Source organism: Oerskovia sp. NPDC060338 (genome assembly GCF_042726295.1).
In the GTDB taxonomy this organism is placed as follows: Bacteria; Actinomycetota; Actinomycetes; order Actinomycetales; family Cellulomonadaceae; genus Oerskovia; species Oerskovia merdavium.
In genome coordinates this window covers 16387-38435 of record NZ_JBHXCQ010000005.1, presented here as the reverse complement: position 1 = coordinate 38435, position 22049 = coordinate 16387, and the positions used below count along the sequence as shown (strand labels likewise).

General features: G+C 71.0%; 22 protein-coding genes. 13 read left to right on the top strand and 9 right to left on the bottom strand.

What is annotated here, in order from left to right; all coding sequences use genetic code 11:
• Positions 1-11: 11 nt before the first annotated feature.
• Positions 12-1589, bottom strand: a complete 1578-nt coding sequence (locus ACFWGN_RS07565; protein ID WP_377616354.1) for an NYN domain-containing protein — start codon at positions 1587-1589, stop codon at positions 12-14.
• A gap of 72 nt (positions 1590-1661) precedes the next feature.
• Between ACFWGN_RS07565 and ACFWGN_RS07560 the strand changes: the two genes are divergently transcribed.
• Positions 1662-3539, top strand: a complete 1878-nt coding sequence (locus tag ACFWGN_RS07560; protein WP_377616353.1) for a DEDD exonuclease domain-containing protein — start codon at positions 1662-1664, stop codon at positions 3537-3539.
• Positions 3533-3814 carry an Lrp/AsnC family transcriptional regulator gene (locus ACFWGN_RS07555; protein WP_377616352.1) on the top strand — a complete coding sequence of 94 codons (282 nt, stop codon included), beginning with the start codon at positions 3533-3535 and terminating at the stop codon, positions 3812-3814. Before ACFWGN_RS07560 ends, ACFWGN_RS07555 begins: the two co-directional genes overlap by 7 nt.
• 54 nt (positions 3815-3868) lie before the next feature.
• On the opposite strand, the gene trpD is transcribed toward ACFWGN_RS07555, so the two are convergent.
• Positions 3869-4924, bottom strand: coding sequence for an anthranilate phosphoribosyltransferase (trpD, locus tag ACFWGN_RS07550; protein ID WP_377616528.1), 1056 nt, complete (start codon positions 4922-4924; stop codon positions 3869-3871).
• A gap of 86 nt (positions 4925-5010) precedes the next feature.
• On the bottom strand, positions 5011-5484 hold the full coding sequence (locus tag ACFWGN_RS07545) for a hypothetical protein (RefSeq protein ID WP_377616350.1): 474 nt from the start codon (positions 5482-5484) through the stop codon (positions 5011-5013).
• Positions 5485-5977: 493 nt separating this feature from the next.
• On the opposite strand from ACFWGN_RS07545, the gene ACFWGN_RS07540 reads away from it, so the two are divergent.
• From ACFWGN_RS07540 to ACFWGN_RS07520, 5 genes are all read left to right on the top strand, one after another.
• Complete coding sequence (locus ACFWGN_RS07540) at positions 5978-6628, top strand: heme-copper oxidase subunit III (protein ID WP_191803278.1); 651 nt, start codon at positions 5978-5980, stop codon at positions 6626-6628.
• A gap of 81 nt (positions 6629-6709) precedes the next feature.
• Entirely contained in the window at positions 6710-7489 is a 780-nt protein-coding gene (locus ACFWGN_RS07535; protein ID WP_377616349.1) for a c-type cytochrome, read from the top strand.
• Positions 7486-8517 carry a Rieske 2Fe-2S domain-containing protein gene (locus ACFWGN_RS07530; protein WP_377616348.1) on the top strand — a complete coding sequence of 344 codons (1032 nt, stop codon included), beginning with the start codon at positions 7486-7488 and terminating at the stop codon, positions 8515-8517. Before ACFWGN_RS07535 ends, ACFWGN_RS07530 begins: the two co-directional genes overlap by 4 nt.
• Positions 8514-10232, top strand: a complete 1719-nt coding sequence (locus tag ACFWGN_RS07525; protein WP_377616346.1) for a cytochrome bc complex cytochrome b subunit — start codon at positions 8514-8516, stop codon at positions 10230-10232. Before ACFWGN_RS07530 ends, ACFWGN_RS07525 begins: the two co-directional genes overlap by 4 nt.
• A 179-nt stretch (positions 10233-10411) precedes the next feature.
• The gene (locus ACFWGN_RS07520) at positions 10412-11038 is read left to right on the top strand and encodes a superoxide dismutase (protein WP_377616345.1); all 627 of its coding nucleotides are present in this window, start codon (positions 10412-10414) and stop codon (positions 11036-11038) included.
• Positions 11039-11603: 565 nt separating this feature from the next.
• Here ACFWGN_RS07520 and ACFWGN_RS07515 read toward each other — a convergent pair.
• From ACFWGN_RS07515 to coxB, 3 genes are read right to left on the bottom strand one after another with little or no spacing between them, the layout of a single operon-like run.
• A complete protein-coding gene (locus ACFWGN_RS07515) occupies positions 11604-12002 on the bottom strand; it encodes a cytochrome c oxidase subunit 4 (protein WP_191805877.1) in 399 nt (132 codons plus the stop codon).
• Positions 11999-13816, bottom strand: a complete 1818-nt coding sequence (ctaD, locus tag ACFWGN_RS07510) for a cytochrome c oxidase subunit I (protein ID WP_377616343.1) — start codon at positions 13814-13816, stop codon at positions 11999-12001. Before ctaD ends, ACFWGN_RS07515 begins: the two co-directional genes overlap by 4 nt.
• Positions 13816-14727: a cytochrome c oxidase subunit II gene (gene coxB / locus ACFWGN_RS07505; RefSeq protein ID WP_377616342.1), complete on the bottom strand. Its 912-nt coding sequence runs from the start codon at positions 14725-14727 to the stop codon at positions 13816-13818. Before coxB ends, ctaD begins: the two co-directional genes overlap by 1 nt.
• Positions 14728-15068: 341 nt before the next feature.
• Here coxB and ACFWGN_RS07500 point away from each other — a divergent pair, with 341 nt between their 5' ends.
• Together ACFWGN_RS07500 and ACFWGN_RS07495 are read left to right on the top strand one after the other, a co-directional pair.
• On the top strand, positions 15069-16310 hold the full coding sequence (locus tag ACFWGN_RS07500; RefSeq protein WP_377616341.1) for a cysteine desulfurase family protein: 1242 nt from the start codon (positions 15069-15071) through the stop codon (positions 16308-16310).
• A complete protein-coding gene (locus ACFWGN_RS07495; protein ID WP_377616340.1) occupies positions 16307-16588 on the top strand; it encodes a sulfurtransferase TusA family protein in 282 nt (93 codons plus the stop codon). The genes ACFWGN_RS07500 and ACFWGN_RS07495 overlap by 4 nt, the downstream gene beginning before the upstream one ends.
• Positions 16589-16684: 96 nt before the next feature.
• Here the strand turns inward: ACFWGN_RS07495 and ACFWGN_RS07490 are convergent, their stop codons facing one another.
• A complete protein-coding gene (locus ACFWGN_RS07490) occupies positions 16685-17035 on the bottom strand; it encodes an iron-sulfur cluster assembly accessory protein (protein ID WP_056651260.1) in 351 nt (116 codons plus the stop codon).
• Positions 17036-17236: 201 nt separating this feature from the next.
• A complete protein-coding gene (locus ACFWGN_RS07485) occupies positions 17237-18481 on the bottom strand; it encodes a glycerate kinase (RefSeq protein ID WP_377616338.1) in 1245 nt (414 codons plus the stop codon).
• 183 nt (positions 18482-18664) lie between these two features.
• Between ACFWGN_RS07485 and nadA the strand changes: the two genes are divergently transcribed.
• The gene (gene nadA, locus ACFWGN_RS07480; protein ID WP_377616526.1) at positions 18665-19861 is read left to right on the top strand and encodes a quinolinate synthase NadA; all 1197 of its coding nucleotides are present in this window, start codon (positions 18665-18667) and stop codon (positions 19859-19861) included.
• A gap of 84 nt (positions 19862-19945) precedes the next feature.
• Positions 19946-20536: a DJ-1/PfpI family protein gene (locus ACFWGN_RS07475; protein ID WP_377616337.1), complete on the top strand. Its 591-nt coding sequence runs from the start codon at positions 19946-19948 to the stop codon at positions 20534-20536.
• A 48-nt stretch (positions 20537-20584) separates the two neighbouring features.
• On the opposite strand, the gene ACFWGN_RS07470 is transcribed toward ACFWGN_RS07475, so the two are convergent.
• Positions 20585-20971, bottom strand: a complete 387-nt coding sequence (locus ACFWGN_RS07470) for a DUF3817 domain-containing protein (RefSeq protein WP_318244686.1) — start codon at positions 20969-20971, stop codon at positions 20585-20587.
• Between the two features lie 127 nt (positions 20972-21098).
• Here ACFWGN_RS07470 and ACFWGN_RS07465 point away from each other — a divergent pair, with 127 nt between their 5' ends.
• Entirely contained in the window at positions 21099-21623 is a 525-nt protein-coding gene (locus ACFWGN_RS07465; RefSeq protein ID WP_377616336.1) for an acyl-CoA thioesterase, read from the top strand.
• Positions 21624-21649: 26 nt separating this feature from the next.
• A complete protein-coding gene (locus ACFWGN_RS07460; RefSeq protein WP_377616335.1) occupies positions 21650-21997 on the top strand; it encodes an antibiotic biosynthesis monooxygenase family protein in 348 nt (115 codons plus the stop codon).
• Positions 21998-22049 lie beyond the last annotated feature (52 nt).

The window sequence follows — 22049 nt, the reverse complement described above, 5'->3', positions numbered from 1 at the left end:
ACACCGCGCCCTCAGAGCCTCGCGAGCCGCGCGACGAGCGCCGGTGAGCCGATCGCCACGGCGCCCATGGCCTGGACGTCGTCCGCGACCTCCCGGTCGCTCGTGACGACCGCGACGGGCCGCCCCTCGGGCTCGGCCGCGACGAGCCGGCGGATCAGGTGGTCGGCGATCTCGCCCGACGTGAACAGGACGCGCACCCCGCGGGTGCTCGCGGGCGGCAGGTGGCCCAGGTCCTGCCCGTCGAAGCAGCACGTGACCTCGGCCCCCGTGCGCGACGCGACGCGCACCAGCCCGTCCACGAGGCGGCGCCGCTGCTGCGCGAGGGTCAGTGCGCCGAAGCCCGTCTTGGTCACGTTGTACCCGTCCACGATGAGGTGCATCTGGGGGACGGCCAGGACGTCGTCGAGCAGCGCCGGGTCGTCGCCGGTCCGCCCGCGCGACCCGGGCCGGGTGCGGTCGGGAGCGCCCGGCACACCTCCGCCGTCCACGGGGGCCACGGTGTCGGCCGGTCGCAGCGTCGTCGGCGGGATCCCGAGCTCGCGCCGGAGCCCGACCGCAGCGTCCACGACGGTCTCCAGCAGGAGCCTGGCGCGCGCGTTGGCGAGCTCGGCCCCGGTGTGCGTGAGCGTGCGCGCCTCGTCACGGGCGGCGTGCGCGCGGTCGAGCGCGACCGACGCCTCCCGGCGCTCGTCGGCGGCCCGCGCCGCGAGCGCCTCGGCAGCCTCCGTGCGCGCGGCGGCCTCCGCGAGCGCGGCCCGCGCCTCGGCCCGGGCGCGGTCGGCGTCCGACCGGAGCTTGCGCTCCTGCTTCTTGAGCGTCGCGATCTCGGCCCGGGCCTCGTCGAGCGCAGCGCGGTCGGCAGCCGCGGCCTCGTGGGCAGCGGCGAGCTCGGCGACGGCCCGGTCGTGCTCCCCCGCGGCACGCTCGACCTCCTGAGCACGGTGCTGCGCCTCGGCCTGCGCCTCGAGGGCCGAGGCCGCGCGCGCCAGGTGGTCCTCCCAGCCGTCGGGTCGCAGCAGGAACGCGCCGACGGCCAGGTCCACGAGGCCGCCCGCGGCCCGCTCGGCCTCGGCCTCGCCCTGCCCGACGGCGGAGCCTTCGTCCCGCACCGGGACCTCACCTGCCGACGTGGTCACCTCGTCGAGCGAGTCGTCCGGCGTGTCGGGCGCCCCCGCAGGACCCGTGCCTCCCGCCGCCTCCGGCGCAACCTCGGTGCTCTCGTCGGCACCAGAGGCGACCGACGCCGTGGCGACGTCGCCGTCCGCGGACGTGACGCCGTCGGGCCGGAGGGCGCGCGCCTCCCGGGGGTGAGCCGTGCTCCAGGCGGCCGCCACGGCGTGCCGGAACGACGCGCTGGTCTCGAGGGCCTGCCACAGGGGCACGGCGCCCGACACCGCTCGTCGGCGCGGCGCGAACGTGCGGACCCTGCGCAGGGGCACGGGGACGCTCGAGGGCTCCCAGGCGCCCAGGACGCGCGCGGAGAGCTCGAGCAGCTGGGTGCGGACGACGGACGGGACGACGACCGGATCGGGCGGCGCATCGTCCGATCGATGCGGTGTGTCCTTCTTGTCCCGACTCGTCCCATCCATGGGTCCACACTACGGGCAGCGATCACCGGCCGCGCGGACGGACGTGTCAGTGCCCGAGGCTACTTTCACCCCATGTCGTCCACGACCGTCCCCACCCGGGACGCACCACGCAGAACGCCCGCCCCGGACGGGTCTCGGCCGCTCTCCGTCCGCGCCTTCACCCCCGCACCCGTCGAGGGAAGCACACCCGTCCAGCTCGGTCTCGACGAGCTCGGTACCCCCCTGCAGGACGTGACCTTCGTGGTCGTGGACCTCGAGACGACAGGCGGTTCGCCCGCCTCGGCCGGGATCACGGAGATCGGCGCTGTCAAGGTCCGCGGCGGGGAGGTGCTCGGCGAGTTCCAGACGCTCGTCAACCCGGGCACGCCGGTGCCGGCGTTCATCGCGCGCCTCACGGGGATCACTACGGGGATGGTCGCGACCGCGCCACCCATCGAGGCCGTGCTGCCCAGCTTCCTGGAGTTCTCCCGCTGCGCGGTGCTCGTCGCGCACAACGCGCCGTTCGACATCGGCTTCCTCAAGGCCGCCGCCAAGGACGCGGGCTACGAGTGGCCGGGCAACCAGGTCCTCGACACCGTGCCGCTCGCGCGACGCGTCGTGACCCGCGACGAGGCCCCCAACCACAAGCTCTCGACCCTGGCCGCGCTCTTCCACGCGGCCGTGACCCCCGAGCACCGGGCGCTGGCCGACGCGCGCGCCACCGTCGACGTGCTGCACGCGCTGCTCGAGCGCGTGGCACCGTTCGGGGTCACGCACCTCGAGGACCTCGCGACCGCCACCGACCCGGTCCTGGCCGACGTCCGGCGCAAGCGGACGCTCGCCGACGGCCTCCCCGACGGCCCGGGGGTCTACATGTTCCGCGGTCCCGGCGAGGAGGTGCTCTACGTCGGCACCTCGACGTCGATCCGGCGCCGGGTGCGCAGCTACTTCACGGCTGCGGAGAAGCGTGGCCGCATGACCGAGATGGTCCGCATCGCCCACGCCGTCACCCCGGTCGAGTGCGCCACGGTCCTCGAGGCCCAGGTCCGCGAGCTCCGGCTGATCGCCGAGCACTCACCGCGCTACAACCGTCGCTCCAAGTTCCCCGAGCGCATGAGCTGGGTGCGTCTGACGAACGAGCACCACCCTCGGCTCTCGATCGTCCAGGACGTCCGGCCGGACGCCGCGCACATCGGACCGTACTCGTCGCGCCGGCAGGCTCAGCTCGCGATCGACGCCCTGCACGACGCGCTCGCCCTGCGCCAGTGCAGCCCGCGGCTCCCGCTCCTGCCCGCCCGGGGAGCGAGCGCGTGCGCCCTCGCCGAGATGGGACGCTGCGGCGCGCCCTGCACCACCGAGCAGCGACCGCAGGACTACCCGGCCGTGGTGGGCCGCGCGCGGGCGACCATGCTCGCGGACCCTGGCGACGTCGTCGAGCACCTGAGCGCGCGCATCGCCGAGCTCGCCGCGACCGAGCGCTACGAGCAGGCCGCCGAGGTCACGGCCCGGCTCGAAGCCTTCCTCCTGGGCGCCGGGCGTGCGCAACGGCTCCGACCGCTCGCGGCGTGCGCCCAGCTCGTCGCCGCCCGCCCCGTCGAGGGCGCCCGCTGGGAGATCGTGGTCGTGCGGCACGCACGGCTCGCAGCCACGGGCCTCTCCCCCGCCGGTGCGGACCCCTGGGCGACGATCGACGCGCTCGTCGCGACCGCCGAGGACGTGCCGGCCCCCGTGGCCCCGGCGCCCGCGTGCCACCCCCACGAGGCCGACCTGGTGCTGGGTTGGCTCGAACAACCGGGGGTCCGGCTCGTCGACGTGAGCCACCCGCTCTCGTGGCCCGTCCGCTCGGCGCGAGCCTTCGCGGACGGCACCCGCACCGCGCAGCGCGTCGCACACCACGGCAAGGCTAGATTGGGCAGCGGTTCCCCGACCGGCGAACCGCGTGCCACGGACCCGACGGAGGACCCATGCTGACCGCGATCGTGCTGATCGACACCGAACCGAACCTCATCCCTGAGGTCGCCTCGCACGTCGCCTCGCTCAAGGGGGTCAGCGAGGTCTACTCCGTGACCGGCAAGGCGGACCTCGTCGCGATGGTGCGTGTCGCCGAGCACGACGACCTCGCCGACGTGATCGCCGACAAGATCAGCAAGGTGCAGGGTGTGCTGCGCACCGAGACGTTCATCGCGTTCCGCGCCTACTCCGACGTGGACCTCGAGCAGGCGTTCGCGCTCGGCCTCGACGACTGACGGAGCCCCGTCCCCCGGTGGAGCGACCTTCGCGGGTCGCCCCACCGGACCGCTTCAGCGCGAGGAGGCGGAGACCCAGCGGTCGAGCGCGGCCGCGGCCGCGCCCGAGTCGATGCTCGCCGCACCGTGCTGCATGCCTGCCGCGAGGCGCTCGACGAGCGTTCCTTCCGCGGTCCCCGGCAGGCTCCCGTCCGCGACCAGGGCGGCCGCAGCGTTGAGCAGCACGGTCTCGCGCACGGGCCCGGGGTCGCCCGCGAAGACGCGCCGCGCGACCTCGGCGTTGAAGGCCGCGTCGGCGCCGCGCAGGTCCTCGACCGTGATCCGCTGCAGACCGAGGTCGCGGGCCGCGTCGAGCGAGTGGACGGTCACCTCGCCGTCGCGCACCTCCCAGACGGTCGACGTGCCCGTCGCCGCCAGCTCGTCGAGACCGTCGTCACCACGGAACACGATCGCCGACGCCCCGCGGGAAGCGAAGACCCCCGCCACGAGCGGGGCCATGCGCTCGTCGGCGACCCCGATCGCGGCCGCGCGAGGCTGCGCCGGGTTGGTCAGCGGGCCCAGGAAGTTGAAGGCCGTCGGCACGCCGAGCTCCTTGCGCGCGACCGCCGAGTGCCGGAACGAAGGGTGGAAGACCTGCGCGAAGCAGAACGTGATGCCGACCTCGTCGACGAGCTGAGCCACCCGCTCGGGCGACTGGTCCAGCCGGATGCCCAGGACCTCGAGGACGTCGGCCGACCCGGAGGACGACGACGCGGCGCGGTTGCCGTGCTTGACGACGCGCACCCCGGTCCCCGCGATGACCACGGCAGCCATCGTCGAGACGTTGACCGTGTGCGCACGGTCCCCACCCGTCCCCACGATGTCGACCGAGGGGCCGGCGACCTGGAAGCGCGTGGCGTGCGCGAGCATCGAGTCCGCGAGGCCGCGCAGCTCGCCGACCGTCTCGCCCTTGGACCGCAGCGCGATCAGGAACGCCGCGAGCCGGACGGGGCTGACCTCGCCCGTCATGACCTTGTCCATGGCCCAGGCCGTCTGCGCGGCGCTCAGGTCATGGCCGGCGATGAGCTCCGTGAGGAGCCCGGGCCACGTCGGCTCCGACTGCTCGGACACCAGGACGGTGGCCGTCGGCGCGGGGTCGGAGGAAGCGTGTGCCGGGATGCCCGGGGTCGTGGTCACAGGACCTGCCCTTCATGAGGTCATTCGATCAGCGAGACGATCGCCCGCTGCAGCTCGATCGCGTCGAAGGGCCGAGGAACGGCATCGTCGGCGAGCGACCACGATGCTAGCCAACCGTCCTGGGGCCTGCCCGTGAGGACCAGAACGGGAGGGCACTCGTAGATCTCGTTCTTGAGCTGGCGGGACAGTCCCATGCCCCCGGCCTTGTCGGCCTCGCCGTCGAGCACGAGCAGGTCCCAGCCGCCCGCGTCGGCCGCGGCGACGACCGCGGCAGCGGTCGCGACCTCCTTCCAGACGATGTCCGGAGCACCGGCACGGACCCGACGCCCGACCGCCATCCGTACCTGCTCGCGGACGGTCGCGTCGTCGCTGTAGAGCAGGATGCGGGGGGCGCGCGCCTCACGGGGCGCCGTGGTCGGCTCGACGTCCGTGCCCTGCACCGACAGGGCGCCGCCGGTGGACGTGGTCGTCGTGCCGCTCGTGGTCGACGTCATCGTCGCCTCCATCTCGTTCGGGTCTCACGTGGTCCCGACCGGTCCCGGCCGGGTCTGGTCTGGTGGCGCGCTGCCCGCGGTGCCCGGTCATCGACCGGCACCTGTACGACGAGAGCAGCGCTCCCCGGCATCTTGGCACGTCGGGTCGCGCCACGGCACCCCCCGCACCGGTGACGGCCGTCGCGCGTCCGCCCACCGGACAGGGGCGGCGTCCGCGGTCGGTGGCGCCGAGCGCCCGAGGTGACCGCCGGGATGCTCGCGCGCGGCGCGGGCGCCGACCGTCGTCGTCATTTCATGGCAATTCCCAGCGCACCGTCAGGAAATGTCGAGGCCCGCACTCTTCGCACAACGCCCGGAATGACGCCCTTTCATGGCACTTCAACGCGATCCGTCACGAAGTGCAGGGCTTGGTAGGGAGATCTGGAGAGTTTGTGAGATTCGCCGCGCGCCACCCCCTGGTTCGATGGTCCAAATCGCTCCGACGTCGGCCATAATGGCTGATGTGTCGACCGCAACGGCTGCCCCCCACGCCCACCAGCACGTGAGCGTCAACCGACCGAACCCAGTTTCGGTCGGGACGATCGTGTGGCTGGCCAGCGAGCTCATGTTCTTCGCTGGACTGTTCGCTATGTACTTCACCGCACGTTCGGTGATCCCGGCGGAGGAGTGGGCTTCTCAGACCGAGAAGCTCAACATCCCCTTCGCCGTGGTCAACACGACGGTGCTGGTGCTGTCCTCCGTGACCTGCCAGCTCGGAGTCCTCGCGGCGGAGCGCTTCCAGCCCGTCCGCACCGGATCGATCTTCCAGGTCAACCGGTGGGGGATGAACGAGTGGATCACGCTCACGTACATCATGGGCTCGATCTTCATCGGCGGTCAGATCTACGAGTACGCCGAGCTCGTGCACGAGGGACTCACCATCTCGTCGCACCCCTACGGCTCGGTCTTCTTCATGGCCACGGGCTTCCACGGCATCCACGTCGTCGGCGGTCTGATCGCCTTCCTGTTCCTTCTCGGTCGGTCCTTCTCCGCCAAGAACTTCGGGCACCACGAGGCCACGACCGGCATCGTGACGTCCTACTACTGGCACTTCGTCGACGTCGTGTGGATCGCACTGTTCTTCGTGATCTACATCCTTCGTTGACGCGGTGACGCCCGCGGCACCGATGCCCGGACAACCACACCTGCCCCCTGCACCCCCCACTTGCGAGACGAGGATCATTTCGTGAAGGCACTCGCCGCCCGCAGACACCACCGCTTCGCTCCGGTCGTGCTGCTGCTGCTGGCGCTGCTGGTCACCGGCGGCGTCTACGCCGCCTTTGCCCCGAGTCCAGCCAGCGCTGACACCGCCAGCACTGAGGACATCGAGACAGGCCAGAAGCTTTTCCAGGCGAACTGCGCCACCTGCCACGGCCCGAACGCGGAGGGCTCGGACACCGTTCCGTCCCTCGTCGGCGTCGGCGCGGCCGCTGTCGACTTCCAGGTGTCGACCGGTCGTATGCCCATGCAGATGGAGGGCCCTCAGGCCATCCAGAAGCCGCGCCAGTTCGACGAGGAGCAGACGTCGCAGCTCGCTGCGTACATCGCCTCCCTGGGCGCCGGCCCGGCGATCCCGACGGACGAGCAGATCGACGCCTCGCTCGGCGACCCCGCCAACGGCGCGGCCGTCTTCCGCACCAACTGCGCGATGTGCCACAACGCCGTCGGCGCGGGCGGTGCTCTCTCGGAGGGCAAGTTCGCCCCTGCACTGTGGGACACCTCCGAGCGGAACATCTACCAGGCCATGCTGACCGGTCCGCAGTCCATGCCGGTCTTCAACGACATGAACATCACGCCCGACGAGAAGCGCGACGTCATCGCTTACCTCGTCGAGCAGCGTGAGGGTTCTGCCGGTGGACTTGACCTCGGCTCTCTCGGCCCCGTCAGCGAGGGCCTCTGGGCGTGGATCGTCGGGCTCGGCCTGCTGATCGGCGCCGCTGTGTGGATCGGAGCGAAGTCGTCGTGAGCGACAACCAGAACTCGACGGACCTGACGAAGCAGGACGGGCAGGAGCTCGACCGCTTCCAGGATCCAGGCATCCCGGCTCACAAGAGCCGGATGGCAGACCGTGACCCCCAGGCCGCCAAGCGTGCCGAGATGCAGGTCGTGATCCTCTTCACGATCTCGATCATCGGCACCATCGGCATGCTGGTCGCCTTCTTCGCCCTCCCGGACGACACGTCCGTCGCGGGCATCCGCACCACGAACCTGATCATCGGGCTCGGCCTGGCCTTCGCGCTGCTCGGCATCGGCCTCGCGGCCGTCCACTGGGCCAAGACGCTCATGTCGGACCACGAGCACGTCGACGAGCGGCACGCCCAGCGCAGCTCGGACGCAGTGCGCGCAGAGGCCGTCCAGGCCCTCACCGAGGGTGCAGAGGACTCGGGCATCGCCCGTCGTGGCGTGCTCAAGGGTGCCGTCGTGACGGCTCTCGCGCTGTTCCCCCTCGCGATCGCTGTTCCCCTCGTGGCAGAGGTGGGTGGAGACTGGAACGTCAGCAAGTTCCGTCACACCCTCTGGAAGCCCAAGATGCGCCTCGCGCTCGACCCGTCGGGCCGCCCGATCAAGGCCGAGGACGTCACGATCGGCAGCGCCTTCCACGTGATCCCGGACGTGTCCGAGGAGGTGCGCAACTCCCACGAGTGGATCTCGGAGAAGGCCAAGGCGATCGTCCTGATGGTCCGCCTCGACCCGCGTGACCTCAAGGAGGCCCCGGACCGCAAGGACTGGTCGTACGACGGCATCGTCGCGTACTCCAAGGTCTGCACCCACGTCGGCTGCCCCGTCGCGCTCTACGAGCAGCAGACGCACCACCTGCTGTGCCCGTGCCACCAGTCGACCTTCGACGTCGCCGACGGCGCCAAGGTCGTCTTCGGCCCGGCCAAGAGGCCGCTCCCGCAGCTGCCGATCACCGTTGACGACGAGGGCTACCTGGTTGCGCAGAGCGACTTCCACGAGCCCGTCGGACCGAGCTACTGGGAGCGCCTGAAGTGAGCACCAGCACCGCGGGACCCGCTGAAGCGACCGCAGACTACCTGGACCAGCGCACCGGCATCGCCGGAGCCGTGAAGGAGTTCGCCCGGAAGGTCTTCCCCGACCACTGGTCGTTCCTCCTGGGTGAGATCGCCCTCTACTCGTTCGTCGTCCTGATCATCTCGGGATTCTTCCTGACGATGTTCTTCGTGCCGAGCATGGGCCTGGTCACGTACCACGGTGAGCCGGCGTCGATGAACGGCGTGCTCATGTCCGAGGCCTTCGCCTCGACGCTGCACACCTCGTTCGAGGTGCGTGGCGGCCTGCTCATGCGTCAGATCCACCACTGGTCCGCGCTGCTCTTCATGGCAGCGATCGTGACCCACATGATGCGCGTGTTCTTCACCGGCGCGTTCCGCAAGCCCCGTGAGCTCAACTGGATGGTCGGGTTCCTCCTGATGATCATGGGCCTGCTCGCGGGCTTCACGGGCTACTCGCTGCCGGACGACGTCCTGTCCGGCAACGGCCTGCGCATCACCGACGGCGTCGTCAAGTCGATCCCGGTCATCGGGTCGTACCTGTCGTACTTCATCTTCGGTGGCGAGTTCCCTGGCGAGCACATCATCCCGAGGCTCTTCACGCTCCACATCCTCGTGGTCCCGGGCCTCATCCTGGCGCTCGTCGCGCTCCACCTGTTCTTCGTCGTGCTGCACAAGCACACCCAGTACCCGGGTGGCGGCCGCACCAACGGCAACGTCGTGGGCTTCCCGCTCTTCCCCGTGTACGTCGCCAAGGCCGGTGGCTTCTTCTTCGTGGTGTTCGGCGTCATCGCCGCCATGGGCGCCACGATGGCCATCAACAACGTGTGGAACTACGGGCCGTACGACCCCTCCCCCGTGTCGGCGGGCGCCCAGCCCGACTGGTACATGCTCTTCCTCGAGGGTTCGCTACGACTCATGCCCGGGCAGACCGAGTACGTGATCGCGGGCTACACGCTCTCGCTCAACATCCTGATCCCGGCGGTCGTGATCCCGGGCCTGCTGTTCACGTTCCTCGCGGTCTACCCGTTCCTCGAGGCCGCGGTGACCAAGGACAAGCGCGAGCACCACGTGCTCGACCGCCCGCGCAACGTCCCGGTCCGCACCGGGCTCGGTGTCGCGTTCCTGACGGCGTTCATCATCCTGGCCCTGGCCGGTTCGAACGACCTCATCGCGACGCACTTCCACCTGTCGATCAACGCGATCACGTGGGTGTTCCGAGTACTCCTCTTCGTCGGTCCGGTGATCGCCTTCTGGATCACCAAGCGCATCTGCCTCGGGCTCCAGCGCAAGGACCGCGAGCTCGTCCTGCACGGCCACGAGACCGGCCGCATCGTGCGCTTCGCGCACGGTGAGTACATCGAGGTCCACCGTCCGCTCGACGAGCAGGAGCGCTGGCTCCGTGTGAACTACACGGCGCACGCCCCGCTCGAGATCGACCCGGCGACCGACTCGCGCGGCGTCCGCCGCAAGGGCTACAAGAAGGACCGTCGACTCCAGCGTCTGTCGCAGTTCTTCTACGAGGACCGGGTCGAGCCCGTGACCCCGTCGGAGCTCGCGGCGTCGCACTCGCACGGTGAGCACGACGCCCTGGGCGCCGCGGACACGACGCAGGCCGTCGAGTCCGGGTCGGCCGTGGGTGGCGGCAGCCACATCGTCAGCCCCGACGACACCGGGGCCGGCAGCACCAAGCACTGACCCGCTCCCCTGCGGAGCACCAGAAGACCCGTGAGACTGCTCGGCCTCGGCCGGAACAATCTCACGGGTCTTCTGCGTTCCACCGGTGTCGCGTTCGATCACATTTGCCGTTCTCGAGCGCGTTCGTCAAAGATGTCGCTCTACTCCGGCGCGGCACACGATCCAGGAGGCATTCCGGCATGGCTGTCTACACCCTTCCCGAGCTGTCGTACGACTACGGCGCACTCGAGCCCCACATCTCCGGCCGCATCATGGAGCTGCACCACTCCAAGCACCACCAGGCCTACGTGACCGGCGCCAACACCGCGCTCGACAAGCTCGCCGAGGCCCGCGACTCCGGCGACCTCGCCGCGGTCAACCTCCACGAGAAGAACCTCGCGTTCAACCTCGGCGGCCACGTCAACCACTCCGCGTTCTGGACCAACCTCTCCCCCGAGGGCGGCGGCGAGCCCACCGGCGACATCGCCGCAGCCATCGACGAGGACTTCGGCTCGTTCGAGAAGTTCAAGAAGCACTTCGCCGCCGTCGCCGCAGGCGTCCAGGGCTCGGGCTGGGCCATCCTCGCCTGGGACACCCTCGGCAAGAAGCTCATCATCGTCCAGCTCTACGACCAGCAGGGCAACATCGCCCTGGGCCTGATCCCCATCGTCCTCCTCGACGTCTGGGAGCACGCCTACTACCTCGACTACCAGAACGTGCGCGCCGACTACGTCACCGCCTGGTGGAACCTCGTCAACTGGGCCGACGCCGACGCACGCCTCACCCGCGCCCGCACCCAGGGCGAAGGCCTCATCATCCCCGCCTGACCCTCGACGTCCCCTCACGGGCCGTACAGCCCCCTTCTCGGGGTGCTGTGCGGCCCGTACGTCGTTCGCAAGGAGGCCCCCACGCAGCGTTCGAGGCAGAGCGCGGTCCCGGTGCGCTCGATCGAAGGACCTGGACACCTCGAGGTGTCGCGTCTCGGAGCGCGACGACAAGCACGGCGCCGACGGCAAGGTGCCACGCGGGCGGGCGGGCGGCAGGCACGGGCCCCGTACGACCCTCCTGGGGCGTAGACCGGTCGTCGCACAGGGTCGGCCCACGGGCGCGGCACCCGGTGGCCGCGCCGAGCGGCTCGGGCCCGGTTCTGGGCTCTCTCCCCTACCTCTCGCGCTCCTTCGGAAGCTCTCGTCGCGGCGGGGCCGTATGCCCTCCTGACCTGGATCAGGCCAGGGAACGCTCCGCCGAGCACGGCCGCCCAGATGGGGCCCACAGGCACGCCAGGACACCCCACGGGCGAGTGCATGAGACGGTCCGCGCCTCACGTGCCCGGGAACGCCGACGGGCCCCGCCTCCCAGAGGGAGACGGGGCCCGTCGTGACGTTCGGACGATCAGTGCGCGTGCTGTCCGCGAGAGAACTCGAAGACCCAGCCCACCAGCGCGACCGAACCGAGCACGACGCCGATGCCGAAGATCCACCAGCCCAGGGCGAGCCCCAGGAAGGCGATCGCAGCGGCTGCGGCGATGGCCAGCGGCCACCAGCTCCACGGGGCGTACACGCCCTGGTCGCCGGCACCCTGCTCGATGAGCCCGTCCGGGTCGTCCTCGGGGCGGGCGTCGATGCGCTTGGCGGTCAGCGCCAGGTAGGCACCGATCATGGCCGCGAGCCCGAAGGTCAGGAAGAGCGCTGCAGAACCGACCGGCTCCCAGTGGCTCCAGAACCCGTAGACGAGCGCCATCAGGAGGAAGAACGGTGCGAGGAAGAGGTGGAGCCTCGATTCGACCTTCACTTGCCGTCCTCCTTCTCGCCGGCGCGCGGCTCGTCGATGATCATGGTCGAGGTCGACGAGCTGGAACGCTCCGTGCCCTCGACCCGGTCCACCGCTGCTGCGGTCTCGCCGCGGCGGTCGGCGTCACCGTAGACCTGCTGCAGGACGCTCGGGTTGGGCTCGGCGTGGTCCATGGCCGCGACCTCGGGGTGGTGCAGGTCGAACGCAGGACGCTCCGAACGGATCCGCGGCAGCGAGGTGAAGTTGTGACGCGGCGGCGGGCAGGAGGTCGCCCACTCGAGCGAGGCCCCGTAGCCCCACGGGTCGTCCACGGTGACCTTGGGCGCGTTGCGCCAGGTCGTGTAGACGTTCCAGAGGAACGGCAGGGTCGACGCGGCGAGGATGAAGGCACCGACCGTCGAGACCTGGTTCATCCACGTGAAGCCCTCCTCCGGCATGTAGTCCGCGTAACGACGCGGCATGCCGGCCACACCCAGCCAGTGCTGGACGAGGAAGGTCGCGTGGAAGCCGATGAACAGCAGCCAGAAGTGCAGCTTGCCGAGCTTCTCGTTGAGCATGCGTCCCGTGAACTTGGGCCACCAGAAGTAGAAGCCCGCGAACATCGCGAACACCACGGTGCCGAAGACCACGTAGTGGAAGTGCGCCACGACGAAGTACGAGTCGGAGAGGCTGAAGTCCAGCGCGGGGCTCGAGAGGATGACGCCCGTGAGACCACCGAAGAGGAACGTCACGAGGAAGCCGATCGACCAGAGCATGGGCGTCTCGAACGTGAGCTTGCCCCGCCACATGGTGCCGATCCAGTTGAAGAACTTCACACCGGTGGGCACGGCGATCAACATGGTCATGAAGGCGAAGAACGGCAGCAGGACCGCACCGGTGACGTACATGTGGTGCGCCCACACGGTGACCGAGAGGGCCGCGATCGCGATCGTCGCGTAGACCAGACCCTTGTAGCCGAAGATCGGCTTGCGGCTGAAGACCGGCAGGATCTCGGAGACGATGCCGAAGAACGGCAGCGCGATGATGTAGACCTCGGGGTGGCCGAAGAACCAGAAGAGGTGTTGCCAGAGGATGGCACCGCCGTTCTCCGGGTTGAAGATCTGCGCGCCGAGCCTGCGGTCCGCGCCGAGCGCGAACAGGGCCGCGGCGAGCGGCGGGAAGGCCATCAGGACCAGGAGGCTCGTGACGAGCGTGTTCCAGGTGAAGATCGGCATGCGGAACATGGTCATGCCCGGGGCGCGCATCGTGATGATCGTCGTGATGAAGTTGACGGCACCGAGGATGGTTCCGAACCCGGCCAGCGCCAGACCGAAGACCCAGAGGTCCCCTCCGGCTCCTGGACTGAACGTCGTGTTCGACAGCGGCGCATAGGCGAACCACCCGAACGACGCGGCCCCCTGCGGGGTGAAGAACCCGGCCGAGGCGATGAGCCCACCGAAGAGGTAGAGCCAGTACGCGAACATGTTCAGTCGCGGGAACGCGACGTCGGGCGCACCGATCTGCAGCGGCATGATGACGTTCGCGAAGCCCGCGAACAGCGGGGTCGCGAACAGCAGCAGCATGATCGTGCCGTGCATCGTGAAGAGCTGGTTGTACTGCTCCTTGCTCTGCACGATCTGGATCCCGGGCTCGAAGAGCTCCGCGCGGATCACGAGGGCCATGAGGCCACCGATGCAGAAGAAGATGAACGACGTGATCAGGTACATGTACCCGATCGTCTTGTGGTCGGTCGAGGTGACCCACTTGATGACGGTTCGTCCGAGCGTCTGACGCTTCGGGGCGAGACCAGGAATGACTTCGGCCTGCGCGACCATCAGTTCTCACCTTCCGTGACGACGGGCTGGTTCGGGTCCTGGAGGCGGTTCAGGTCCAGCCCGAGCTCGCCGATCTGGCCCTTGTCCTCGAGCTTCTGCATCTGGGCGTCGTACTCCGCTCGGGAGACCACGGCCACGTTGAAGAGCATGCCCGAGTGGTGCTCACCGCAGAGCTCGGCGCACTTGCCGGCGTAGACACCCTCACGCGTGGGGGTGACCTGGAACTCGTTGGTGCGCTCCGGGATCATGTCCATCTTGTAGAGGAACGCGGGGATCCAGAACGAGTGGATGACGTCACGGGAGTCCAGCTTGAACCGGATCACCTCGTTGACGGGCAGGTACAGCGTCGGCAGCGAGGTCGCGGTGCCCGGGGCACCCTCGATCTCGTCCTCGGAACGGAGGTCTCCGACGTTGGCCTCGTGCTGGCCCGACTCGTAGACGTCGTCCGTGAGGTAGTTGAAGTCCCAGCTCCACTGCTTGCCGATGACCTGGATCTCGACGTCAGGGGTCTCGGAGAGATCCTTGATCGCCGTCATGTCCCGGTCGGTGTAGTAGAAGAGCACGAGAACCATGACGATCGGCACAGCCGTGTACATGATCTCGAGGGGCAGGTGGTAGCGCGTCTGCACGGGCAGGACGTGGTCGTCCTTGCGCTTGCGGTAGGCGGCCACGCACCACAGGATCAGTCCCCACGTGATGACGCCGACGATCAGTGCCGCGATCCAGGACCCGTTCCACAGCGATGTGATGCGGGCGGTCTGGTCGGTCACCTCACCGTCGGAATATCCGGGGAGAAATCCGCGCTGAACGGTCTCACTGGCACAACCGGACGCCACCGCTGCGATCGCGACGGCGGAAGCCGTCGCTCGCAGGATGGTTCGCCGTGTGCGGCTAGGGGATTGCGAGTGCAAGGGGGGCCTTTCACTTCAACGTCCGACAGGGGGGCTCGATCTCTCCACGAGGTCCCCGCAGAACCTTCGTCCTCGACCCACAGAGCCTAGCGCTTGAATGCCCTCCCGCGCGCCGTCAACGCGCCCTGCGAACGTGACGAATCCGCCAACTTTCCCCGAAAACACGGGGTTCGGCACACCTCTGACCGTTCTGTCAGATCGTCGCTTCGCCCGAGCCTCACGCTACCGTGCAGACTGTGAGAAGCCGCCTCGGCGCATTCGGCGCATCTCCAATGAAAGTCCGCCGATCGGCAGGCCCGCGGACCACTCCGCACCGTCTTCCACCCCACCCAGGAGCACATGTGACGGATACCACCACTCCCCCGCGCCGGGTCTACCTCGACAACGGGGGCAGGGCGCTCCTGCACCCCCTCGCCCGCACCGCGTTCGACCAGGCGCTCGACGACGGGTGGGCGGACCCTCGCCGCCTCCACGCCGAGGCGCGGCGCGCGGCCGTGCTCCTCGACGGCGCCCGCGAGGCGATCGCCGCGGGCCTGGGAGCCCGCACCGAGGAGGTCCACCTCTCCCCCTCGCACACCTCGTCGCTGCACGCGGCCGTCGGCGCGGTCGCGCTGGGGCGCCGACGCGTCGGGCCGGGGATCGTCGTCTCGGCGGTCGAGCGCGCGGCCGTCCTGCACGCGGCCGAGCTGGCCACGTCCTCGGCGGGCCGCTCCCCCGAGCGAGCCACCGCACAGGCTCCCGCGGCGACCGCTTCCTCGGCGACCGCCGACGCCCCCGAGACGGCGTCGCCCCCTCTCGTGACCGTCCCGGTCGACCGTTTCGGACGGGTCGACGAGACCGCGATGATCGAGGCCGTCTCGTCGCCCGGGGTCGCCCTCGCCGCGCTCCAGGCCGCCAACGGCGAGGTCGGGACGGTCCAGCCGGTCGGAGCCGTCCACGAGGCGGCCCGCCGCGCGGGGGTCCCGCTCCTCGTGGACGCGGGCGCCGTCGTCGGGCACGCGGAGGTGCCCGGCACCTGGGACCTGCTCGCCGCGGACCCCGGCGACTGGGGCGGCCCCGCGGGCGTCGGCGTGCTCGCGGTCCGCAACCGCGTCCGTTTCCGCCGCACCTGGCCCGAGGACGCCGACCCCTGGTTCCCGGGCGGCGTGAGCGTCCCCGCGGCCTTCGCCGCGGCCGTGGCCCTCCAGTCCGTCCAGGCCGACCGCGCGGCCCAGGACGCGCGGCGGCGCGCGCTCGTCGAGAAGGTGCGGGCCGTCGTCGGGCAGGTCCCCGACGTCGAGGTCGTGGGCGACCCCGACGACCGGCTCCCCCACGTCGTGACGTTCTCGTTCCTGTTCGTGGACGGCGAGGCCCTCGTGAGCGAGCTCGACCGTGCGGGCTTCGCGGTCGGCTCGGGCTCGGCGTGCACGTCGAGCTCGCTCGAGCCCAGCCACGTCCTGGCCGCCATGGGCGTCCTCACGCACGGCAACGTGCGCATCGCGCTCGACCGGAGCACGACCGAGGACGACGTCGACCGCTTCCTCGCGGTCCTGCCGGGCGCTGTGGCCCGCGTGCGCGCCTCGCTCGGGGTGAGCGGGCTGTGAGCCACGAGCCGCTGCAGAGCCCCGAGGTCGTCGACGCACGCGGCCTGCGCTGCCCGCTGCCCGTCATCCGGCTCGCCGCGGTCGCCCGCGACCGGTCACCGGGCGACGTGCTGACCGTCTGGTCGACCGACCCCGCGGCGCGCCACGACGTGCCCGCGTGGGCGCGCATGCGCGGGCACGTCGTGCTGGAGAACACCGTGGTCGAGACCGGCGAGGACGAGAGCCCCCCGCCCGACGGCGGCACGACCTGGGCGGTCACGGTCCGGCTGGGCGGGTGAGCAGGAGGTCCGAAGACGCCGACGGCCCGGCCACCGTGAGGTGACCGGGCCGTCGTGGCTCGACCGCTGCGAGGCCGCAGGGCCGGGCGCTGCGGATCAGCCGAACGAACCGCCGCAGGCGCAGGCGCTGCCCGCGTTGGGGTTGTCGATCGTGAAGCCCTGCTTCTCGATCGTGTCGGCGAAGTCGATGGTCGCGCCGTCCAGGTAGGGGACGCTCATCTTGTCGACGACGACCTCGACACCGTCGTAGTCCTTGAGGACGTCGCCGTCCAGGACACGCTCGTCGAAGTAGAGCTGGTAGATCAGGCCCGAGCAGCCGCCGGGCTGGACGGCGACGCGCAGACGCAGGTCGTCGCGGCCCTCCTGCTCGAGGAGGCTGCGGATCTTGCCGGCCGCGAAGTCCGTCAGCAGGACGCCGTGGGTGGCGGTCTCGGTGGTCTCGCTCATCGTGTTCTCCGCACAGTCTTCGGTGGGCTCTCGCCCCGTGGTGTGCCCTCGGCCTGCGGCTCCCGCTCCCGGGCAGGCCGATCGGTCCTCAGGCTTGTCGCATACCCGTCAACACGACGGGCCGTGGTTCTGTTCCCGAGTCTACGACGGTAGTGCCCGCGGCTCGTCGTGAGGCTCACGACGGTCCACGGGCAGCGGGCCTCAGGCGCTCGGCGCGCGGCCGCTCCACGTGCGGGCCACGCGACCGACGCGGGCCCTCGCCGACGGCTCGTCCCGACCCAGCTCGTAGGCTCCGCTGACCCCCGCTGCCGCCTGTTCGCGTCGCCCGGCGAGGACCTCCCGGGCCAGGACGACGACGGGGAGGCCGAGCGCGGCGGCCCGGCGCGCGACCTCCGGCAGGGCGCCCTCGTGCACGGCCGAGGCGTCGAGCGAGTCGACGACCACGACCGCCAGATCGGCTGCGACGATCCGGGAGTCGAGACCCACCACGTCCGCGACGACCGCGGTGCCGGGCAGCAGCCGTGCCCCGAGGGCCGCGAGGCCGAACCCCAGGCCACCACCGGCCCCTGCCCCGGGCAGCGTCGTGAGGGCCCGGCTCGTCTCGCGGACGGCCTGCGCGGCGCCGGCCGCGGCCCGGGCGGCGGGCGCCGTCGGGCCTGCGAGCAGCGAGCGCGGCGCCGCACCTGCCGACGCCTGCGCGAGCGCTCGGGAGACCTCGTGCGCCCAGTGCCCGTGCGCGCGCTCGAGCTCCTGGGCGAGCACGGCCAGGGCAGGGTCCGCGTCCGCGAGCGCACCGTTCGTCCCGTGCAGGCCCAGGAGGGGCAGGTCGGAGTCCACGGCCCCGACGAGCTCGGTCCCCGCGAGGTGCTCGCGAGCTACGAGCACCTGGGCCGCGTCGGCCGGGCCCACCTCGCCGAGCCCCGCTCCTCCTCGGGTCAGGGGCCCGTCGTCCTGTCCCGCGAGCGCCGCGACCAGGCCGGCGCCCGCGTCGTACGCGCCCAGGCCACCGGTCGCGACCACGACACGTGAAGCGAGCCGCGCGGCCTGCGCGACGACCTGCCCGACGCCGTAGCTCGTCCGCGCACCCAGGTCGCCCCGGTCCGTGCGCGCCGAGGCGGCCGGGTCCTCCGCAGAGGAGCTCGTCACACGGAGCGCCGCGGCCTCGACGTACGCGGTGCGCGCGCCCCCCGGAGCGCTCGGTCCGAGGCGGAAGGTCGCGGGCACGTCCCGACCTCGGGTGTCGCGGGCGACCGTCACGACCTCCTCCGTGGCCAGGTCGGCCAGGGCGCGCAGGAAGCCGTCCGCCCCCGGGTCGAGGACGCACGCGTCGACCCGGGCGCCCGACGACTCCTCCCAGGCCGCGGCGACCAGGTCGCGCACCTCGCTCGCGGAGAGCGTGCCGTCGGTCAGGACGAGCGGTTCCGCGACGGCGAGGAGAAGGCGCATGGCGCGATTGTGCCAGGTCCGCGTGCGGTCGGTGGCACGGGTCGCACCGGCTCGTGCGCGGGGCGACCACCCCGCGAGACGGACCTGCCCACGGGGCGCGCGCGGCGCCGTCGGGCCGCTCGGAGGAGGCGGACGAACCCCCTCGTCCCGGCCTCGCTGTGCGACGATGTTCCCGTGAGCATCCTGCTGGACAACACCTTTGCGGAACCCGCCCCGTCCCCCCTCCTGCTGCTCGGGCAAGGCCGGGACCTGGCCTCCGAGCGAGGCGTCGAGTGCACCGGCGAGCTGCCGGCTGCGAGCGACCCCGACCTCGTCGAACGTGCCCGCGTGGCTCGTGCCGCGCTCGGTGAGCGCGCGTTCGTGCTCGGCCACCACTACCAGCGCGACGAGGTCATCGACTTCGCCGACGTCACGGGCGACTCGTTCAAGCTGGCCCGTGAGGCCGCTGCCCGCCCCGAGGCCGAGTTCATCCTCTTCTGCGGTGTGCACTTCATGGCGGAGAGCGCCGACATCCTCACCTCCGACGCGCAGCAGGTCGTCCTGCCGGACCTCGCGGCGGGCTGCTCGATGGCCGACATGGCCGCGATCAACCAGGTCGAGGACGCGTGGGAGGTCCTGCAGGACGCCGGGATCGCCGACGTCACGCTCCCCGTCACGTACATGAACTCGACCGCCGCCATCAAGGCCTTCACGGGACGGCACGGCGGGACCATCTGCACGTCCTCCAACGCGGAGGTCGCGCTGCGCTGGGCGTTCGACAAGCTGGACGCCGCGGGCGGCTCCCTTCCCAGCAAGGTCTTGTTCATGCCCGACCAGCACCTCGGCCGCAACACCGCGCTGCTCAAGCTCGGGATGTCCCCCGCGGACTGCGTGGTGTTCGACCCGCGCAAGCCCAACGGCGGCCTGACCGACGCCGAGCTGCGCGACGCGCGCATGATCCTGTGGCGCGGGCACTGCTCGGTGCACGGCCGCTTCTCCGAGCGCAACGTCTCCGACATCCGCGCCGCGGTGCCGGGCGTCAACGTCCTGGTCCACCCCGAGTGCAAGAACGAGGTCGTCGAGGCCGCGGACTACGTCGGGTCGACCGAGTACATCATCAAGATGCTCGACGCCGCCGAGCCCGGCTCGTCCTGGGCGATCGGCACCGAGCTCAACCTGGTGCGTCGCGTCGCCCGTGCACACCCGGACAAGCAGGTGCACTACCTCGACTCGACGGTCTGCTTCTGCTCGACCATGAACCGCATCGACCTGCCCCACCTCGTGTGGGCCATGGAGTCGCTCGTCGCGGGCCGCACCGTCAACCGCATCGTGGTCGACGCCGACGACGCCCACTGGGCTCGCGTGGCGCTCGACCAGATGCTCGCCCTGCCCGGACTGTAGGACCCCCGTCGGGTCCGTCGGCGCACGCCGGCGGACCCGACGACCGCACGACCGCACGACCGCAGAAGAACCGAGGGGTGAGTGATGGCCACCGGAAACGGCTTGAGCATCGGCGTCTACGTGTTCGACGGGGCCGAGGAGCTCAACGTCGCCGGTCCCTTCGAGGTGTTCACCGCCTGGCGTGAGCGCTCAGCCCTCAAGCCCCGGGTCGCCACGTTCTCGTGGGACGGTCGCGGGGTCCGGCTGGCGCAGGGCCTGCACATGGTGCCCGACCGCTCGGCCGACGACGTCGGCCCCCTCCAGCTCCTGGTCTATCCCGGCGGGCCCGGCGTGCAGCAGCTCGTGGGCGACCGGATCCATCTCGAGTGGCTCCACGCCATGCGCGTCCAGACCCCGTTGCTCGCGAGCGTGTGCACGGGCTCGCTGGTCCTGGCGGCGGCCGGGCTGCTCGCCGGGCGCCCCGCGACGACCCACTGGGACCACTACGACGAGCTGGCCGGGATCGACCCGAGCATCATGGTCGACACCGAGACCCGCTTCGTGGACGACGGCGACGTCGTCACCTCGGCAGGTGTCTCGGCCGGGATCGACATGGCGCTCCACCTGGTCGAGCGGTTCGAGAACGCGGAGGTCGCGGACCAGGTGCGCCACGACCTGCAGTACGAGGGCACCTGAGCCCGAGGGCGGGCTCGTCGCCGCTGGTCGGGCGGACCGGCGCGTCGGTCAGGCGCTCGTGCGCTCCGCGTAGCGACCCGAGCGGTGCGCCCACCGGTCGAACACGACCGTGAGGAACGGCGGCAGGGTCGCCGCGAGGGCGAAGAAGACCGTCAGGAGCGACCACCTCTGGCGGACCGCGACGAGGATCGCGAGGAGGACGTAGGCGATCACGAGCGCGCCGTGGACCGGGCCGAAGACCTTCACGCCGATCTCGGAGGCCTCGGCGATCCACTTGACGTACATCCCGACGAGCAGGCCCGCCCAGGAGAACGCCTCGGCGATCGCGACCGCGCGGAAGGCCCGGACGGTCCAGTGGCGCGAGGTCGTGGGCCGCACGGCCTGGGCGTCGTGCGTGGCGCTGTCGGGCAGGGGGGCGGCGGTCCGGGAGGTCACGGGGGCCATCCTCACACGTCGCCATCGGCGGGCCGAAACCCTGTGGCGCGTCTCCGCGGTGGGGCTCGGCCTCCGGGACTCCTCCGAGATACCTGATACCGCCCGTTCCGGGTTGTACCCTGCGACGGTGACCCGACAGATCCAGCTCACGATCGCCAGCACCCTGCCGCGCAAGGCCGTCCCGGGCCGCGGGGTCCTCGACCCCTCCGTGACACGCATGCGCGTGCGCCCGGGCGACCTCGACTTCTACCTGCACGTGAACAACGGCGTGTACCTGCAGATGATGGACGTGGCCCGCAGCAACTTCCTCGCGGACCTCGGCGCGTTCGGCCTGCTGCGCGACAAGGGCTGGTACCCCGTCGTGGCCTCCTCGACCATGAAGTACCGCCGCTCGCTCCAGCTCTGGGACCGGTTCGAGATCACGACCCGCGTGATCGGCTGGGACGAGCGCGTGGTCTACCTCGAGCAGGTCTTCACACGCGGCGGCGACCTGTGCGCTCGCGGGCTGATCGCGGGCCGGTTCCTCTCGAAGGCGGGCGACCGCATCCCCGGGCCCGACGTCGTCGGCCTGCTCGGCGCGGACGTCACGAGCCCCGAGCTCCCCGCGGACGTGCGGGACTGGGCCCAGGCCGTGGACGTCGCCGCCCGCTGACCCCCGCTCCCCCTAGGCTCGGGACCATGACCGACGAGGTGCTCGAGCACGCCCTGCTGCACGTGGTTCCCGGCCGCGAACAGGCCTTCGAGGAAGCCTTCGCCACGGCACGCTCGATCATCTCGTCCGTGCCGGGCTTCCGTGCACTGTCGCTCGCCCGCTGCCTCGAGCGCCCCGCGACGTACCTCCTGCTCGTGCGCTGGGAGAGCCTCGAGGCCCACACCGAGGGCTTCCGCGGCTCGCCCGGATACCAGGAGTGGAAGGCGCTGCTCCACCACTTCTACGAGCCGTTCCCGGTCGTCGAGCACTTCCGTGAGGTGCAGCGGGGTACGGACGAGGCGGCACGACCTCACGCGCAGGTCCTGCCCGGCTGAGCCGCTGCCGCACCACGGGCGCCCGCCGAGAGACGGCGGGCGCCCGTGACCG